Source organism: Halobacillus halophilus (assembly GCF_020171985.1).
In the GTDB taxonomy this organism is placed as follows: Bacteria; Bacillota; Bacilli; order Bacillales; family Halobacillaceae; genus Halobacillus; species Halobacillus halophilus_A.
This window is the reverse complement of record NZ_JAIVAL010000007.1, coordinates 52176-68434: the sequence shown is the minus strand read 5'-3', so window position 1 is coordinate 68434 and position 16259 is coordinate 52176. Positions and strand designations below refer to the sequence as shown.

The following is a 16259-nucleotide window of genomic DNA, read 5'->3' as shown; positions in this document are numbered from 1 at the left end:
AGAATAACGCCATTTATGCAAATGTAATCAAAAGCAGAGAAGGTGTAATAGCTTAACAGAACCGCATCGTTAATTTTAAAGATAGTCTTTATTATAAATGACCGGCGTTTTGTATTGCCATTGGTTCCATTTAGCGTCATCTGTAACTAGTTCAGCCATAAAATGACTTACGTTAATCCTGCTGGTTTTCCCGGCATTAAATAGAGGACTCCTTACTTTGGATTCATAAATTTCATAGGTAGTCTCTTCCGTCTCGTTGATTAAAGAATCGGGACGAACGGCAATCCAATCGATATTCTTGTGCTCATGGCCCGTAGTCATAACCAGATGATTGGCAGCTTTAACATTGTCCCGATGAGGGGGAAGTATAAGCATTAGAAATGAAAAGATCATCCTTTCTGCTATCGAATTTTTCTCTCCGGCTAAAGGATTCGTGTAAGCGGTTGTACTCATAAGGATAAGTTTTCTTTTTTTAGCGGGCTCTTTATTAACGAGCTCCGTAATCCTCTTTATGGCATCAAACACCAAGTAGCGTGGTCTGCCATACATTCCCTTGAAGGTAATATTGTGACCAAGACAAGAGATAATGGCCGTACAATCCTGTAAAAGAGCGCTCATGTCAGTGTCAGTTAATTCGCTGATACTGCCCTTCACGATTTCTACTAATGAATGGTTGTGTATATCTTCAGAAAGAACGGCTGTCTCCCGGATGTGGATGCGCGTATGAATCTGTCTTTTAATCAACTGCCTGACGACTTGTCTACCAGTAGCACCGCTTGCTCCAAGCACTAATGCTTTCATCGAACCCCTCCCGCTATTTTTAAGCACTCACATTTCCTACTCCATTTATTCGCCCGACAAAACGTAATTCCTCTTTAAAAAGAAAAAAGATCTCTGGAGCGGCGTGCTTTACGTTTTTTATAGATGATGGATGGATGTAAGATGTTCAGCTTACACTATGGTTAGGTTGAACTTATCAAATTTTCAGGAGGCATAACCATGACAAACAGTAATGAAAAGACGTTATCCAAGGAACAAAGTGATGAATTATTCAATGTATTGAAAGACCGTTTTGAACAGAACATGCCCCGTCATGAAGGGATTGAATGGAATGGTGTCCAGGTGAAACTTGAGGCGGACCCTGAAAAACTGTGGTCGCTGAATGAAATGGAGCGTACGGGTGGGGAACCGGATGTCGTCGGGTATAATGAAGAATTGGATACATACATTTTTATGGATTGTGCAGCGGAAAGTCCGAAAGGCCGCCGAAGTGTTTGCTACGACCGTGAGGCGCTTGAGGCCAGGAAAAAATTCAAGCCAGACAACAGTGCGATCGATATGGCCGATTCTATCGGGATTGATATCTTAAATGAAGAACAATATCGAGGGTTACAGAAAATGGGCGAGTTTGATAAGAAAACATCGAGCTGGATACAAACGCCGTCTGCCATTAGAGATCGCGGGGGAGCACTTTTTTGCGATCGTCGTTACGATCATGTCTTTGTCTATCATAACGGGGCAGAATCATACTACGCTGCCAGGGGCTTTCGAGGAGCTTTGGAGGTCTAGAGTCAAATGTAATACCCGCCTCGGAGAGCGGACCTTATAAGGGGCAAAGTCTAAAAAGGATTTTGTCTCTTCCTTTTCTAATTTAATATAGATCAATTTGAAACGTATAAGCATGCTCTTTTATGTACTGCTCCATACCGAGCCCTTAGGCTATCATAACAAGCCAGCTGTGCTTGAATGTCCGGCACCGGCTTATTATGATATGCAATTTGAGCTCAGCTGAATTAATCCGTAGCCGAGCTATACTCAAGGGAGATAGGGTTATTCTGTTCCATAGTAGCTTTATATAATGTGATTTCACCAGTAGGTGGTTCAGGGGAATTCGAGTTACTTTTGAAATTTTCATTTAAGGCGATCGTCCATTTTGCTTCGTTATTTTCTGTTAATACAAGCGCCAGTGTCCCGAATTGAACCATATTTTCCTGAGTATAATGTTCGGTTTCTCCTTTGTACTGGATAGTTATACCCTCTGAACTGTTCGTCACCTCAGCCGTTTTCCCTTTCCACTGGCCGCGGGACATACTGGCCACATAGGAGTAAGAGGTTCCTCCATCACGCGCTCCATAAGTGCCAATATATTGATGGAGAGTCTGCTCGTCAGCCTCATAGGTTACGGCAGCGATGTCGTTCTCCAGCCATTTCACCTTATAATCTCCCCCTATCTGGTAAGGCAGGTCTTCCTTAGGCAGGGCAAGAAGCCCATAGCGTGTTCGGTAGTAAGCTGCTTGACCCGTGTCGCTGTCTTCTTTTATGACTAATAGATGGTCCAGTTCAGGTGAGAAGCTGATCACTTGTTTCGTCTCATAACTGTGGTTAACCATTAAGCCTGCCTGCAGTAGAATAAGAGCGGCTGCAATGTTTGAGATTAGGATTTTTCCCTTTTTCTCAAGTGTCAACAGAAGAAACAGGGAAAGCATCATAAAAACGATAATGAACAGATTGATTACGTAAAAAAGCCGGTTATCGAAGTACTCTACGGTATATTTGTTCTCCAGGACAAAGTAGATTCCCTGGCCAGAGAACAATCCAATGGCGGCCAGGAAAAACAGCCAGCCGAAGATTTTCTTGCCACTTCTATTCGATCGTTTCATTCGGATCTACCTCCTTAGAAAACTCCCACGTGCGGCCCTGGTCGTGAGATATGAACTTTCCCTTCACATGACCGCCCTGATAATCGCCACTTGGGCCTTGTTTAATAAGAATGGCGAGGTGGTCGTCCTCTTTAAACGGAACTTCAGCCATTACAAAATGTTTCTTATACTCCTCGGGAACGAGTACTTCGGACTTCTTCCACGAATCCCCGCCATCCTGCGTCACATATAGGTCAGGTTCTGTCGGACTGATCGTTCCATAGGATAGGAACCCTACATTCTCATTAACAAATCCTCCGTCAAAAATTAAACGGGTCGTATCCGGCCGGTTCGTTTGACTCCAGTTATCCCCGCCATCGCTTGTCGTGTACACAGTCGTCCATTCTTGTGACATCGTACGATCGCTAGAAATAATAACATAGCCAAAGGAATCACTGGTGAAGTCCAGTTTTCTGAAGCGGAGCGGGGCATACTCTTCCTGAACCACTGCCTCTTTCCATGTATCCCCTTGATCCAGCGAATAGAGCAATTCAACTCTTTTGCTGTTTTTATCGTTATCTTCCGTGTATAGAAATGCTGCACGATCCTCATTTAGAGTATAGCTGTTGGGAATAAGCTCCTGCTCGCTTCCGCGGTACTCCCCTTGGAATAACTTTTCTTTCTCAAGAGGCACTTCCGTCCAACTGCTACCGCGATCATATGTAATCTGCAGCTGATCATTTTGGAGAGAATAGCCTAAAGGATCCTCTTCGTAAATCGGCTGCAGTTCTTCGGGCTGGGGAGACGATTGCAGATTCTGCTCATTCACGGAAGGCTGGACTGCGGGTGGAGGGAGTTTAGCGGACTGTTCAAAATAGATGGTGCCAGCAAGTAAGCCAATGCTCATTATGCAGGCAATGCCTATGATTATTTTTTTCAAAAGATACGCCTCCTTTTCCACTATTAGAAAAAAATTCCTGCAAAAGAATCATAACAGAAAAGGTTGATCTTTTGCTTGCCTGATTACTTGTTAAGACCATGAAAAATATCCTGATAGTAACAGGACTGCCTAAACAAGGTAGAGAAGTAGTAGGACCATCTAAGACTTGGTGCCTCTCAAAGTAAGGAACGGAACCATTTACAAATGAGGTGAGTGGGTGTACAGAATAACGATGCTTTTCATGTTTGTAGTAGTAACAGGCTTGACGGGGTGCTATGGAAGTTCGGAAACAGTTGAGTGGTATGAGAGCTTCCGATTTGAGGTGGAAGTTTTACATATAAATATGGAAGAAAATGGTTGGTAATCGAAGAATTCGAGATGACCGAGGATAAGAACCGGGGCAATCGATATGAAATTCCCATAAATGACCCTGGCAAATATGAAGTGGGGGAGCACTAGCAGGTCATTGTGGAAACGAATACCACGACGGATGTTTGGGATCTAGATCATTTACGGTTTGAAATCAAGGAAATAGAAAGCTGACATCAAGTTATTTTAAAGAAGACAGGCTTGAGCGAACGTGCTCAAGCCTGTCTTTATAAGTTTCATGTGGCTATTCTGCCTCTACAACAACTTTTCCAATCATTTTACCACTTTCCACTTTTTTATGAGCCTCACGGAGCTGGTCGGCACTCAAGCCTGTCAGCGTATCTGTCAAAGTGGTTCGAATAGAGTCATTATCTATTTTTTCAGCGATTTTGGATAAAATCCGCTGCTGTTCCTGCATATCCTCCGTTTCGAAAAGAGGGCGGGTGAACATAAATTCCCAGACGAAGGCTGCGCTTTTTTGCTGCAATGCGGTAAGATCCAGCGACTCCTCCGTTTCCACAATGCTGCAGATTTTCCCTTGAGGTGCTATGGCTTCTGTCATGTTGTCCCAGTGTTCGGCTGTAGAACTTAAACAGAAAATATAATCGACTTCATTGATTTCTAACTCTCGAAGCTGCTGAGGAAGCGGCTTGTGATGGTTAATGGTGTAATGAGCCCCGTGGTCTTTGGCCCAATTAACGGTCTCTTCTCTTGAAGCAGTACCGATAACGGTGAGGCCAGCGTCATTGGCAAGCTGTGTGGCAATAGAACCAACGCCGCCGGCTGCTCCAATAATAAGGATGGACTTTCCTTTGTTTTGCTCTTGATCCGTGGATACTCCCAGTCTTTCGTATAGAGCTTCCCATGCCGTTAAGCCTGTTAAAGGCAGAGCGGCCGCTTCCCTGAAGGATAGAGACTTAGGTTTCTTGGCAGCGATACGTTCATCTACAAGATGATAATCGCTGTTCGTACCTGGGCGACTGATCACACCAGCGTAATATACTTCATTACCAGGCTCAAAAGAAGTGACGTCTTTCCCAACGCTCTCCACGACGCCTGCTGCATCGTAACCGAGAATTTTCACTTCGTCTTCATCTTCTCCATTGGCACGGACTTTTGTATCTACCGGGTTTACAGAAACGGCTTTGATTTTCACGAGAATATCATGGCCTGATGCTTCGGGCTTATCTACCGTGACATCCACCAGGCTGTTATCTTCAGAAATGGGTAAATGTTTATATAATCCTATGGCATTCATTTGTTCTGTCATGCTATCATCCTTTCTTTAGTATCCTTACTTCATCTTCCACTTTAATGGAGAAGTGAAACGCAGGCCGTACGCTTGATAGTGATTTGTGCTATGTAAGTCTAGATACAAACAAGAACCTTTAGAAAGTCCATTCATTCATAAACCCCTTAAACATATGCTATGATAATAGAAAATTAGATTTCAGGGGGATACGTTTTTGGATATACAATTTATTAAGTGCCACGGTTCTGGCAACGACTTTATCCTGATAGATGAACTTACGCATGGGTACACGTTTACCGAAAAAGAAAGAGAGGACCTTTCCATTTTATTATGTGACCGGAAAGATGGGATTGGTTCTGATGGCATCCTATTCGTAATGGATAGTGATAAAGCGGAAGCAAGAATGCGTATGTTTAATTCAGATGGAACGGAAGCAGAAATGTGCGGCAATGGCCTCCGCTGCGTGGCCAGACACGTGTTGGAAAAAGAAGGAAAGACCCATATCGCGGTAGAGACGGAAAAAGCGGTGCTTGCTGTCAGTCAGGTGGAAGAGATTTTTCCAGGGATTGATACATTTTCAGTTGCCATAGAACCCGTATCGTTTGATCCAGCTTCACTGCCAGTTCACGTAGATGCCGATCCGGCTTCCAAAATAACGATCCCGGGACTTCCAGAGCATTTGACCTTCACGCCGTTAAGCGTGCCGAATCCTCATATCGTTTCCATTGTAGAGGACATTAACCAGGAAGAGCTTGCCCAGGTGGGGAAAAAAGCGAACCAGTTACCGGAAGTGTTCCCTAATGGAGTGAACGTCAGTTTTATGAAGCTTTTAGAAAAAAATAAAGTTTTCGTTCAGACATACGAGCGCGGTGTTGGTCTGACCAATGCCTGCGGAACGGCTATGTCTGCTTCTTCTCTTGTTTCTACCATTCATGGATCGAATGAAACGGGCGAACCGATTGTAGTGATCAACAAAGGCGGACTTGTAAACTGCGTGGTTGAAAAAGAAAAGGAAAGTTTCTCCATTCAGCTAAGAGGGAATGCAACAAATGTATATGAAGCCGTGGTGCAGCTCGACTGGAATACACGAACTTTTCACGTGGAAAACCGGAAAGATTTTACCGAAGAACAGAGGAAATATGATAAATTAGAAGCTTATGCAGCTTCACAAATAGGTGGTGACTCTTAATGATCAAAACATTCGATGTAAAAACGGATAACCATGACCAGATGATTGATGTAACGTCTAAAGTTGAACAGTGGATCAAAGAGGAAGGGATAAACGATGGCGTGGTCATCGTCTCATCGAAGCATACGACAGCAGGCTTAACGGTAAATGAAAATGCCGATCCTGATGTGAAAACGGATATGCTGCGCCGCTTCAGGGAAGTCTATCCGTGGGATATGGCAGAGGATCGTCATGCTGAAGGGAATACAGCCGCGCACATGAAGACAAGTACAGTCGGCCACTCCCAGACGCTGATTATTGAGGACGGAAGCCTCGTTCTCGGCACATGGCAAGGACTGTATTTCTGTGAATTTGACGGTCCGCGAAGCCGTAAGTTTACGGCAAAAATATTAAAGTGATGGATGTGTCGCCCGAGTAAATACATGCTCGGGTGCTTTTTTCATTCATAATGTTTTAAAGAGAAGAAACGACATGAGATCTGCCCGCTCCTATTGTAAACTTCCATAACTTCTACCGTAGGAAAGGAAAGAGATGACGATGAACCATTTTAAAAATAAACGATACTGGATCCTGATGCCTCCCTTTTTATTAATGACGTTATTACTGGTAATCTTTCTGCCTAGTGAATATAGATGGTACTCCTTTTTATCGATTATCGCGTTTTGGATGGTTTACTACATTTGGAATTATTATGCGGAAAAGGATCATAACAGGCAAAATAACGAGCGTTCCCTCTAATATTTACTTTTCAATTAATCTTCTTAAGCTGGATGAAGCTCTTTCAGAACTTATTTATATATAAATCTTAAAAAAATTGAAATTATTTTTGAGATTTAAGAGTATTCGAATTACAAATTGGTAATAGAAAGGTATATAATAAGTCTAAAAGTGAGGGGGATCAGCATGACATCGTCACTAAGCGGAACATTATTCCTATCCAAACTTATCACTCAATATGCTCATTTACATGAACGCACCGTCGGCAGACATGCAGAAGAATATATACGGCAATTAGGTATCCGCACAGGAGAATGGATCGAGTCATTTTACAGCGAAAAAAGTGAACAGTGGTCTGTGGAACGCTATGCCGAAGTCATTGTAGATATAAAAAACTCTATCGGCGGGCATTTCCGAATCGCGGAAGTACATCCGGACAAGGTGATTGTGAAAGCGACAGGATGTCCTTTTGGAGAAGTTGTCAAAGATGCTCCTCACCTATGCGCCATGACCTCGAGTGTCTTTGGAGGCATCGCCGCCAGACGGATGGGGTACGGAAAAGTTAATTTGAGAAAACGGATTGCCAAAGGGGATGCCGGGTGTGAGGTCGTCATTTACTTTCAACCGACAGATGAGGAAGAGGGAAGCGTTTATGAAAATCTGCCTATCACCCCATCCTATGGAAATCCTTTTATATGGGACGAAGAAGCGCTCGAATCATTAGGAGAAGAACTAAGGAAAAGTGATGAAATGATTGTGAAATTACTGGATGAATTGGAGTCATTAAAAGAAGAAGTCTCATCACTAAAAGCTGAGAAGAAATCCCTTATTTGATGGTAAGAAGACTTTGCGATAGAAGCAAGGTCTTTTTTTATGTTATTCTGATGGCTTGATTGAGAGAGAGTACGGCCCAATTGAGCGAGTGCATTTGCACTAGCATATCTATAATCCCCATTACGTACCGCTTAATTTGTTAATTTCCCCTCTAAAAATTCAAGAATCGGTAAGGTAACCGCATATAAGTACATATTACGGGCTAACGGCTGCCCTTTAATAGGAAGAAAAACAACACCTTTATACTCAATCTGCTCCACCATGATTTCAGGGAGATAAGCAATTCCAAGCCCGAGGGAAACGAGTCCTGCCATCGCATGGTAGTGAGTTTCTATCGTTTCTCCTTTGAACCCATTCTTCTCCATAACAGCTCTCAGTTGATTGGAGAGGGAGCCTTCTGGAGGGATGATTTGTGTTTCTTCCATGCATTGTTCCATCGTTACTTCTTCCAGGGAAGCAAGTTTTGAGGTAAGAGGAACGGCTGCCAGAAAGTTGTCCCTAAACAGAAACCTTGAGTGAAGGTTAGAGTAAGAGGGCTCATCTTGAATGATCGCTGCGTCAATTTCGTCCGCTTCTAATAAGGGCAGTAAATCCCGGCTGTCATCTTTTATCGTCGTAACTTTAAAATTCGTTTGGATGAGTTTGTCGTAATGACGGTGAATAAAATAGCTGCTAATCATAGGAGTGGAACCGAAGCGGATTTCGTCATGGTCTTGATAATGGTGAATGGTACGTTCGATTTGGGCAAAAAGAGGCTTTAAATCTTTATAAAGTGCCTGACCTTTGTCTGTTAAGTCTACACCTCGAACCGACCGGTCAAATAAAGGGAAGCCAAGTTCCTGTTCTAACAGCTTCATTTGTTTGCTGAGAGCCGGCTGCGATATATAAAATATTTCAGCTGCTTTCGTAAAACTTCTCCATTCAGCAATTTCTAAAAAATACTTGATTTTGTGTAATAGCAACTATAAACGCTCCTTTCTTCATTGATAACTTATCGTAATGGTAAATCTAATATAAGGGGTTTATACATATTTATATTTTTTTATATACCACTTAGTATAACTTAAAGTTATGAATTTATGAATTTTTTGTATTACCTCTACAGAGGATTCAGACGTTATTATGTAAATAAGAGCAGATGAACAAGGAGGTCCACTCATGAAAAACGTATATATTCTCTTAGGACTATCCATTATCTTAGAGGTAATTGGAGCTACTTTTATGAAGTATACAAGCGGGTTTGAAAACACAACGGCCAGTTTGGTTGTCATCCTCAGTTATCTATTGGCGTTAACTTTATATATCATGATTACAAAGAATCATGAACTGGGAATGATTAATGCTTTGTGGTCAGGTGGAGGTACGGCGCTTGTCACCATCATCGGTATTATCTTGTTTGGTGAAACTACAAGCTTTCAAAAATTGGCGGGTGTAGCGCTGATACTCGCCGGCATTTATGGACTCAATACAAGAGGTCGTTCAATGAAAGGAGTGCATTCTTAAATGGGATATTTAATCGCAGCGCTGATACTGGCAGCTCTTGGCCAGGTTACGGTGAAACTGTCTCTTGGCTTCAAACGTCTTCTTCCTAGTATTCTATCATTTGCATTGTTTGGTTTATGTATCTACTTTCTAACCCTTTCCGTTCAATACATTGAGGTAGGGATCGCCTACGCGGTATGGTCAGGTGTATCCATTGCAGCGACCACTCTGCTTGGTATTCTGTTTTTTAATGAAAAAATTACGCGAAGAAAACTGATTAGTACGCTACTGATTCTAGTCGGCGTGGTTATATTGTAAATTTCCTCTCTATTAACCCATAAATTCTGTTAAACGCTATTGATGATTTTTTTAGAATAGATTTATTAAGCTATAGGACCGATTACTTGAAGGCTCAGTTGCGAGATAAATTGCTCCGTTGGCTAAAATCGATGAGGACGCTGCGGAAACAACTCGCTTTCCTACGGCCCTGCGTCGTGCAGGGCCGGAAAGCGAAATCATCCCCCGAAGGACTTTCCGCTCCACAAATATCTCGAAATCAAGTCTTCAACAAACGGGAGCTTTTCTGTAAGATCAACACTGCAACTTAACCATAGCTAGAAAAAAAGGCGCAGAGCTTATTTAAAAGCTCTGCGCCTTTTTCTTAAAGAATCAGCACATAGAATCTTTCGGACTAGGATTCTTCAATCCAAACAACGGACGTATAAACAGGGCAAGATAGGTGCCGGCAAGCGCCATAATCATCCAAACCCAGCCGTGAAGACTGAAGGAAGCGATGCCGCCGAAATAAGCACCGATGTTACAGCCAAAGGCCAGTCGTGCGCCGTATCCCATCAGACCGCCGCCAATTATGGAAGCGACTGCAATTCCTGGTTTGATTTTTCCAGGTTTAAAGTTCCCCTGGAAGGAAGCGGCGATGAAAGCACCAAGAATGATTCCGAAGTTCATCACACTGGTGGAATCGGCCAGTACCGTTTTGTTTAATGCATCAGAACCTTGCCAGTACGTCCAGCTTGCGACCTCTACACCAAAGATCTGCAGGAATTTAGATCCCCAGAGAGCAAAGGCTGAGGTAATGCCCCATGGATTGCCGCGTACCGTAAGGGTGATGGCATTCAATATGCCGAGAATAACAGCAGCGACAAGGAGTGGCCAAGCGCCTCTCCAGAGCTTTTTCCATCCACTGGTTGTCGTCAACGGTTTCATTTGCGGCGGATTTTTTCTGCGTGCAAATTTAACGGTCGCTCCGTAGATACCTAGGAAAATTAGAATTTGCAGGACCCAGCCGCCAAAGTAGCCTAATCCTGTACTTTCTGCAAGAGAAATAGCCGGCAGGGACGGAAGATCTCTCCAGAAGCCTATATGATAGGCCCCGAGTACCGATCCGCCGATAAATCCAAGCAGCGTAATGAACATGGAAGATTTACCTCCGCCAACTGTATAGAGCGTACCAGATGCGCAGCCGGAGCCCATCTGCATGCCGATTCCAAACATGAAGGAACCAGCAACGACACTTAATCCAGCTGGAAAGACATACCCTTGCGGTGCAGCGCCTGTAAAGCTGAAGCCAGTTGCCAAAATGATGGCAAACAATGTAGTAGCAACGGCTAGCATAAGCATGTGAGCCTGAAGACCCTGCACATTTCCTACAGAAATTAACCGTCTAAAAGCGGAAGTAAAACCAAAACGTGCGTATAACAAGGCGAGACCAAAGGCTAACCCTATAACGAAAAGAACGCCCTGAGTCCAGGTTGTGACTTGTACAATGGTGATAAATAGTAGTGCAGATATAAGAACACCCAGCCATACGAACGGTTTTTGAACTGGTTCCAGTTCTCCTACAGCCGTGGAAGACTGCCGGTTTTCGTAGCTGGTTTGAGAAACGGCTTGAGCCATACGTTAAAACCTCCTAATTCCTATTTGTTTACTTTGTTTTAGAACTTTCATTATTGTAAGGGATTGTCCTTCTAAATGTAAATCGTTGTGCATAAAATGAGATAAGTAAAAAGAAATACAGTCTTAACGAAGACTTAACACTTTCAGTTTTGGACAAGTGGTACACTATGAGTGAAGACAGGACAGCTGATTAATAATAAAATTTGGAGGGATGTCTTATACCTGTCGCTTGCCTAACTTTCAGTCGTTGGTTTTTCCTTGGGTCCATTAAATCAAGTCGAAGAACTTCCTGGCGAACATCTGGCGCACCTCCCCCAACGTAATTACATATAAAGCCGTGTCCTTTAGAGGCACGGCTTCTTTTGCATATTTCACGATTAAAGCAGAAGTGGGGAGGGTAAAGAGTAAATATCTTACATAAAGGAGTGGTACGATGGCAAGTAAGAAAGAATGGCAGGTAGTCTTTTTACTCGATAGTAAACGAGTCATTACTCATGATTTGGATTTAAGTGAGGCGATGGATCAGAGGGAAGCTTCTGAATTCATTGTGAAACAATTGGACCGCGGTTCCTGGTGGTTCCTTGAGGACGGAGTCGTGCTGCATACGAACGCTGTCGAAGGCTTCTATTTAGAAGAAGGTGCCGACCGAACTGATTTTTCCAGAGAATAAGGAAAGCCCAGCTTCATAACAAATGGAGTTGGGCTTTTTTTAAAAAAAATTATATGGGGAGAATAAGCGACCATACATAGACTGTGATTTACAAGAATTATACGATTCAATAGTTTACAGAAAAAAATGCCCCCTGGTTTTCTAACCAGGGGGTTGTTAAATACTATGGTAAGCTTTCTATGATTGAAGAATTTCTACCTGAACGTCGCGGCGTCCAAAATCGAACGCTTCGTCTTTTTCAGGAAGGAAAACATCGATACGGCGTCCTTCGATGTCAGCCCCAATATCGCCGGCAATGGCTACGCCGTAACCCGGCACTCTTACCTTAGATCCCAGGGGAATCACGTCTGGATCGACGGCAATCACTTTTTTGTCCGGATTCTCACGAAGATCAATTCCTGTAGACGTTTTGCCGCTGCATCCGTCACAAAAGGCTGTATAAGCGGTAGCCTCTACGGTCACGGTACGTTTTACTTCGGACTTGGTTTTCTTTTCTTCAGCTTTTGAGTTGGAGGATTTCTTTTCTTCTTTTTCAAATCGTTTATGAGTAGTAGATTTATTATTTAGTGCAGATGATTTCTTATTAACTTCCTGCGCTGTCTCGGCTGGCTTGTCCAGTTCTTCGGCAGCAATCGTTGATGGGGAATGAGGACTGAAACTTAAGATTCCTAAGGTGTAAAAAGCAATAGAAAAAAGTAGAATCCAGGATTTTTTCATGACAATACTCCCCTTCCAAAAGTTTTACTGTTTGGAGTATAGCAGTTGGAAGGATGTATATACAAGACAATTAGTGAGACATTTGTATTACATTTATGTAACAGAAAAATAGAGATTTTATCAGTCAAATGGAAGAGCCGCATCTCACCGTTGCGACTCTCAATATGATTATTTGGACGTGCCTCTTCTTTTCTTTCCGCAACAGGAAGGACGTGAGGGTTTTCTTTTTGGCTGATTGTTGTCAGGTCGATTACTCATACAATCACTCCTCTCGCTTATGAGATACTTTTAGTCTATGCAGCACCCCTATGGTCTGGCCGTGCTCCTCTCACGATTCTTTTTGTGCAGGGAATAATTTTAGGGGTGCCCACATGAAATAATAGTAGACCATGTTAGGGAAAGGTGGACTCCATACATGAACAGTCTTTCTTATCAGGGACTGATGCGGGATCATCAGGAAGGGCGCACCATTACGGTCCACGGAACGGGGCAGGTACTCACGCGGCCGGACGCAGCCAGTGCACAAATAGGGTTTGTTAATCAGGATACGGATATTAGGAAGGCTCAAGGGTTAAACAGTTCGACGATCCAGAAGATTACCAATGCGCTTATCCAGGCAGGTATTCCACAGGAGAATATTCAAACGGCTGAGTATTCCGTAACCCCTCAGTATGAGTATATTGACGGGAAGCAAGTATTCAGAGGATATGAAGTGAGTCATATTCTGGCTGTGACGATCGATGATGTAGATCAAACCGGTTATGTGATCGATACGGCTGTATCGCAGGGAGCGAATCGGATTAACAGGATCCAGTTCACGCTTAAGCGGCCACAGGCTGCTTATCAGAAAGCTTTGCAAATAGCCCTTGGGAACGCTTTGGCAAGTGCTCAGACGATCGCTAACTCGATGAATCTTAAGCTGGACCAAACCCCGGTTCGGATCATAGAAAAAAATGGAGGAAGGGCCGTTCCGCGTTCATTTGCTCAAGCCGAAATGGTAAGCAGTGGAGCTGCTCCCATTGAACCGGGAGAATTAAAGACATCGGCGCAGGTAGAGGTAAAGTTTCAATATTATTCATAATGCTTTTTATTAACAATAACTTAATTATGTAAACCCAGGGCGAACCTTGTCCTGGTTTTTTTATGTAGAGCAGGTTAGTTGACACACGGGCATCCCATCCTTACTATGAACAATGTGAACTGGACAGTTTTAATAATACTATTCAGTTTTATTTAAGGGGGTGCTTCTATGGATGAAAAACGGGTGAAAATACTGGAATCAGCCGCTCAGTTGTTCTCCAAGAATGGCTATGAAGCTACTTCCGTTCAAGATGTAGCAGAGGTCTGCGGGATGTCGAAAGCCACGCTTTATAAATATTTCTCATCCAAACAGACGCTTCTTATCGAAGTGATTGAATATAACCATCAGCGAATGTCTCAGCGTACGGAAGAGGTCAAAGACGATGAGTCTCTTGGGCCGCTGGAAGCTCTGGAACAGAAAGTGGTTGTCCTGCTGGAAGAGTTTAAGGAAAATCATTATTTTATTCAGCTTCTTTTCAGATCAATGCCTGAAAAAGAAGACAAACAGGTCCGGCAGCTGATGGATCGTGGATATCGGCGAATGTTCTTATGGCACAAACAGAGTCTGAGGGATGCGTTTAGGATAAGTGATGAAACCAGAATGAACGACCTTGTTCTATTATTCCAGGGCATGATGAAGGAATACTTGTTTATCCTTTCAGAAAAGAATGATGAACTGTTTCTGCCATCCATTGCCTCTTACATCAGACAAGTCCTGCAAATGGTCATAGAAAATAAAGGGGAATTGACTCATGTCCTTCCGGAAGACTGGGTTGCGGAGGTCAACATAGAGGACGATGTAACGCCACTCTCAAGGGAAGAAAGAATGGAACGTCTGCTCCATGAAATGAAAATGAGACTGCAGGCTATAGGACTTAGCAAGCACCATGATACTTTTCAAGTTCTTGAGGCCGTGGAAGAGGAATGCGGAAGAAGTCCTGTAAGGCAAGCAGTAGTAACAGCTCTTCTGCCCGTATTAAAGAAAGAACAAAGCATTGCTACAAAAGCTGATGCGTTAGAAAGACTATTGATCAAGAATCCATGAGGAAAGGAGCGAGCTTATGACCTCACATGATCAGGACGGAAAACCGATCAATCGGACATCGATTGTTGCGATACTTATAGTCGGTGCTTTCGTAGCTATTTTAAACCAGACGCTTTTAGCGACAGCCTTGCCGCACATTATGGCCGATCTCGATTTAACGGCGAATACGGTACAATGGCTGACAACTGTATTTATGCTCGTGAACGGAATTATGATTCCAATTACAGCTTTTTTAATCGAAACATTTACCACCCGGCGTCTCTTTCTGGGCGCGATGGGGATATTTGTTATAGGTACCCTCACGGCTGGCCTCGCTCCGAATTTCCCGATCCTCATGGCAGGACGAGTTATTCAGGCAGGAGGAGCCGGCATTATGATGCCCCTGATGCAGACCGTCTTTCTGGTTATCTTTCCAGTTGAGAAAAGAGGTTCCATCATGGGACTGGTCGGGCTGGTCATCTCCTTCGCTCCAGCCATCGGACCAACCTTATCAGGCTATTTAATCGGGCACTTTCCATGGCGATCGTTATTTTTCGTCGTATTGCCCATTGCCTTGATCGATATGATTATTGCGTATTTCTTACTTAAGAATGTGACCAATCGTACTTTTCCAAAAGTGGACGTTTCGTCTATTATCCTTTCTTCCTTCGGTTTCGGAGGCTTGCTGTACGGATTCAGTGTAGCCGGAGCAGGTGGATGGGGAAGCTTAGAAGTTATAGGATCTATTCTCATCGGGATAGTGATGCTGACTCTGTTCATTGTAAGGCAGTTCCGCTTGAAACAGCCGATCCTAGAGTTTAGAGTTTTCAAATCAAAAATCTTCACCCTTTCCACGATTATAGCGATGCTTGTATTCGCTGCTATGATTGGGGCCGAAACGATTCTTCCGTTATATATGCAGAACATGTTAGGATTCAGCGCACTTGAATCTGGTCTCGTGCTGTTGCCGGGAGCGGTGGTCATGGGTATTATGTCGCCAATTACCGGCCGGATTTTTGACAAAGTCGGTGCCCGCTGGCTGTCTGTGATCGGTCTTTCAATCGTTACCATCACTACAATATTCTTTACTCAGTTATCGACGGCCACTTCGTTTACGTTCTTAGCGGTGGTTTATGGAATTCGCATGTTCGGCGTATCGATGGTTATGATGCCTGTACAAACGGCAGGATTGAACCAGTTAAGTTTAAAAATGATTCCGCATGGAACAGCTATGGGAAGCACAATGAGGCAGATTTCAGGCTCGATCGGAACCGCGATTCTCGTTACGATTATGACGAACGCCGCGGTTTCAAGTTCTACGAGTGGACAAATCGAAGGTGTAAATACAGCCTTCTGGGCAGCAACCATTATGGCATTCATCGGCGCCATCCTATCCTTCTTCATTACAAATTCAAAACCAGAACAATCGTAA

17 protein-coding genes are annotated in these 16259 nt (G+C 43.4%); 10 read left to right on the top strand and 7 right to left on the bottom strand.

Going from position 1 to position 16259, the window contains the following annotated elements:
* Positions 1–75 precede the first annotated feature (75 nt).
* Positions 76–801: an NAD(P)-binding oxidoreductase gene (locus tag LCM11_RS12605; RefSeq protein WP_224894644.1), complete on the bottom strand. Its 726-nt coding sequence runs from the start codon at positions 799–801 to the stop codon at positions 76–78.
* 198 nt (positions 802–999) lie between these two features.
* On the opposite strand from LCM11_RS12605, the gene LCM11_RS12600 reads away from it, so the two are divergent.
* Positions 1000–1569, top strand: a complete 570-nt coding sequence (locus LCM11_RS12600; protein WP_224894643.1) for a DUF4256 domain-containing protein — start codon at positions 1000–1002, stop codon at positions 1567–1569.
* A 224-nt stretch (positions 1570–1793) separates the two neighbouring features.
* Here LCM11_RS12600 and LCM11_RS12595 read toward each other — a convergent pair whose 3' ends face one another.
* The 3 genes from LCM11_RS12595 to LCM11_RS12585 form a co-directional block, all read right to left on the bottom strand.
* Complete coding sequence (locus LCM11_RS12595; RefSeq protein WP_224894642.1) at positions 1794–2660, bottom strand: hypothetical protein; 867 nt, start codon at positions 2658–2660, stop codon at positions 1794–1796.
* Entirely contained in the window at positions 2644–3579 is a 936-nt protein-coding gene (locus LCM11_RS12590) for a WD40/YVTN/BNR-like repeat-containing protein (RefSeq protein WP_224894641.1), read from the bottom strand. The genes LCM11_RS12595 and LCM11_RS12590 overlap by 17 nt, the downstream gene beginning before the upstream one ends.
* 613 nt (positions 3580–4192) lie before the next feature.
* Entirely contained in the window at positions 4193–5218 is a 1026-nt protein-coding gene (locus LCM11_RS12585) for a zinc-binding alcohol dehydrogenase family protein (protein ID WP_224894640.1), read from the bottom strand.
* 196 nt (positions 5219–5414) lie between these two features.
* Here LCM11_RS12585 and dapF point away from each other — a divergent pair, with 196 nt between their 5' ends.
* The 3 genes from dapF to LCM11_RS12570 all read left to right on the top strand — a co-directional run bounded on the left by dapF (position 5415) and on the right by LCM11_RS12570 (position 7940).
* Positions 5415–6389, top strand: coding sequence for a diaminopimelate epimerase (gene dapF, locus LCM11_RS12580; protein WP_224894639.1), 975 nt, complete (start codon positions 5415–5417; stop codon positions 6387–6389).
* Positions 6389–6787: a secondary thiamine-phosphate synthase enzyme YjbQ gene (locus LCM11_RS12575; RefSeq protein WP_224894638.1), complete on the top strand. Its 399-nt coding sequence runs from the start codon at positions 6389–6391 to the stop codon at positions 6785–6787. The genes dapF and LCM11_RS12575 overlap by 1 nt, the downstream gene beginning before the upstream one ends.
* A gap of 505 nt (positions 6788–7292) precedes the next feature.
* Positions 7293–7940, top strand: coding sequence for a methanogen output domain 1-containing protein (locus tag LCM11_RS12570; RefSeq protein ID WP_224894637.1), 648 nt, complete (start codon positions 7293–7295; stop codon positions 7938–7940).
* 131 nt (positions 7941–8071) lie between these two features.
* On the opposite strand, the gene LCM11_RS12565 is transcribed toward LCM11_RS12570, so the two are convergent.
* A complete protein-coding gene (locus LCM11_RS12565; RefSeq protein ID WP_224894636.1) occupies positions 8072–8902 on the bottom strand; it encodes a LysR family transcriptional regulator in 831 nt (276 codons plus the stop codon).
* Positions 8903–9098: 196 nt separating this feature from the next.
* Between LCM11_RS12565 and LCM11_RS12560 the strand changes: the two genes are divergently transcribed.
* Entirely contained in the window at positions 9099–9443 is a 345-nt protein-coding gene (locus LCM11_RS12560; protein ID WP_224894635.1) for a DMT family transporter, read from the top strand.
* Positions 9444–9740: a DMT family transporter gene (locus tag LCM11_RS12555; RefSeq protein ID WP_224894634.1), complete on the top strand. Its 297-nt coding sequence runs from the start codon at positions 9444–9446 to the stop codon at positions 9738–9740.
* A gap of 351 nt (positions 9741–10091) precedes the next feature.
* Here LCM11_RS12555 and LCM11_RS12550 read toward each other — a convergent pair whose 3' ends face one another.
* Complete coding sequence (locus LCM11_RS12550) at positions 10092–11336, bottom strand: YeeE/YedE family protein (RefSeq protein WP_224894633.1); 1245 nt, start codon at positions 11334–11336, stop codon at positions 10092–10094.
* Between the two features lie 433 nt (positions 11337–11769).
* On the opposite strand from LCM11_RS12550, the gene LCM11_RS12545 reads away from it, so the two are divergent.
* Positions 11770–12006 carry a hypothetical protein gene (locus tag LCM11_RS12545; RefSeq protein ID WP_089751987.1) on the top strand — a complete coding sequence of 79 codons (237 nt, stop codon included), beginning with the start codon at positions 11770–11772 and terminating at the stop codon, positions 12004–12006.
* A gap of 177 nt (positions 12007–12183) precedes the next feature.
* Here LCM11_RS12545 and LCM11_RS12540 read toward each other — a convergent pair whose 3' ends face one another.
* Positions 12184–12723, bottom strand: a complete 540-nt coding sequence (locus tag LCM11_RS12540; protein WP_224894632.1) for a 3D domain-containing protein — start codon at positions 12721–12723, stop codon at positions 12184–12186.
* A gap of 415 nt (positions 12724–13138) precedes the next feature.
* Between LCM11_RS12540 and LCM11_RS12535 the strand changes: the two genes are divergently transcribed.
* From LCM11_RS12535 to LCM11_RS12525, 3 genes are all read left to right on the top strand, one after another.
* A complete protein-coding gene (locus tag LCM11_RS12535) occupies positions 13139–13804 on the top strand; it encodes an SIMPL domain-containing protein (RefSeq protein ID WP_224894631.1) in 666 nt (221 codons plus the stop codon).
* 168 nt (positions 13805–13972) lie between these two features.
* Complete coding sequence (locus LCM11_RS12530; RefSeq protein ID WP_224894630.1) at positions 13973–14848, top strand: TetR/AcrR family transcriptional regulator; 876 nt, start codon at positions 13973–13975, stop codon at positions 14846–14848.
* A gap of 16 nt (positions 14849–14864) precedes the next feature.
* On the top strand, positions 14865–16259 hold the full coding sequence (locus LCM11_RS12525; protein ID WP_224894629.1) for an MDR family MFS transporter: 1395 nt from the start codon (positions 14865–14867) through the stop codon (positions 16257–16259).